The sequence below is a fragment of the Myxococcus sp. AM010 genome, from assembly GCF_013372585.1.
In the GTDB taxonomy this organism is placed as follows: domain Bacteria; phylum Myxococcota; class Myxococcia; order Myxococcales; family Myxococcaceae; genus Myxococcus; species Myxococcus vastator.
Map to the genome: position 1 here is coordinate 1 of NZ_JABXEO010000202.1, position 1,541 is coordinate 1,541.

Annotated in this window: 1 protein-coding gene; it reads left to right on the forward strand. The window is 70.7% G+C overall.

Annotated elements, in window-relative coordinates; translation table 11 throughout:
- Positions 1–1,541 (forward strand): amino acid adenylation domain-containing protein (locus HV826_RS36290; protein ID WP_176421563.1); only part of this gene is annotated, 1,541 nt, incomplete at both ends.

The window sequence follows — 1,541 nt, forward strand, 5'->3', positions numbered from 1 at the left end:
GAGGTGGAGCAGCAGCAGTTGCTGGTGGACTGGAACAGCACCGCGTCCGATGTCCCGCGTGGAGGATTCTTCCACACGCGCTTCGAGCAGCAGGTGGCTCGCACGCCCGATGCCCCCGCCGTGGCGCTGGGTGAGCAAGTGCTGTCGTTCACCCAGCTCAACGCGAGGGCCAACCAGCTCGCCGCGCACCTGCGCACGCTGGGTGTGGGCCCGGAGGTCCGCGTGGGCCTGTGCCTGGAGCGCACGCCGGAGGCCATCGTCGCGGTGCTGGCGGTGCTCAAGGCCGGTGGGGCCTTCGTCCCCATTGACCCGGCGGCTCCGGCGCAGCGCAAGTCCTTCGTCCTGAAGGACAGTGACGCGTCCGTCCTCCTCACCGTCCAGCACCTGGCCGAGCCGTGGCAGCCCCACGTCCAGCACCTGCTGTGTCTGGATGCCGAGGCCTCGACGCTGGCGTCACTGCCCACAGACGAGGTCGCCGTTGAGGTCCGCGGGGAGAATCTCGCGTACGTCATCTACACGTCCGGCTCCACGGGCATGCCCAAGGGCGTCATGGTGCAGCACCAGTCGCTGGCCGCGCTGCATTCGGCCTCGAGCCAGGCGTTCCACTCGGGGCTGGCCCCGGGGCAGCGCTTCAGTCTCAACGCGCCGCTCTACTTCGACGTCAGCATGGACCAGCTCGTGCATATGGCGGACGGACACTGCCTGTGCCTGGTGCCGGAGGAGACGCGGAAGGACCCGGAGGCCATGCTGGCGTGGCTGGGGCAGCAGCGCGTGGACGTGCTGGACTGCACGCCCGCGCAGCTGACGCTCCTGCTTCAGGCGGGGCTGCTGGAGCGGCCCCACGTCCCCGCGAGGATTCTGTGCGCGGGTGAGGCCATGGACCCGTCGCTCTGGAGCCAGTTGGCGAGCACGGAGCGCACGACGGCGTTCAACGCCTACGGCCCCACGGAGAGCACCGTGTACGCCACCTTCGCGAAGGTGCGGCGCAGTCCGAGTCCGGTCCCCGTCATCGGCAAGCCGCTGGTGGGAACGCGGGCGTATGTGCTGGATGCGCGGCAGCAGCTGGCGCCGCTGGGCACCGCGGGCGAGCTCTATCTGGCGGGAGACGGGCTGGCTCGGGGCTACCTGGGGCAGCCACGGCTCACAGCGGAGCGCTTCGTCCCCAACCCGTTCGCGAAGACGCCCGGCGAGCGGCTCTACCGCACGGGAGACAAGGTGCGGTGGCGGCATGACGGCACGCTGGAGTACCTGGGTCGGCTCGACTTCCAGGTGAAGCTGCGCGGCTTCCGCATCGAGCTGGGCGAAGTCGAAGCCGCCCTGCGTGCGCACGACGGGGTCCAGGACGCCGTGGTGCTCGCGCGCGAGGACGTGCCGGGCGACAAGCGGCTCGTCGCCTACGTCGTGGGCGACGGCCTCTCCGCCGATGCCCTGCGCCAGCACCTCCAGCAGCGCCTGCCCGAGTACATGGTGCCCGCGGCCTTCGTGGCACTGGCGTCTTTGCCGCTCACGCCCAGCGGCAAGGTGGACCGCAAGGCCCTGCC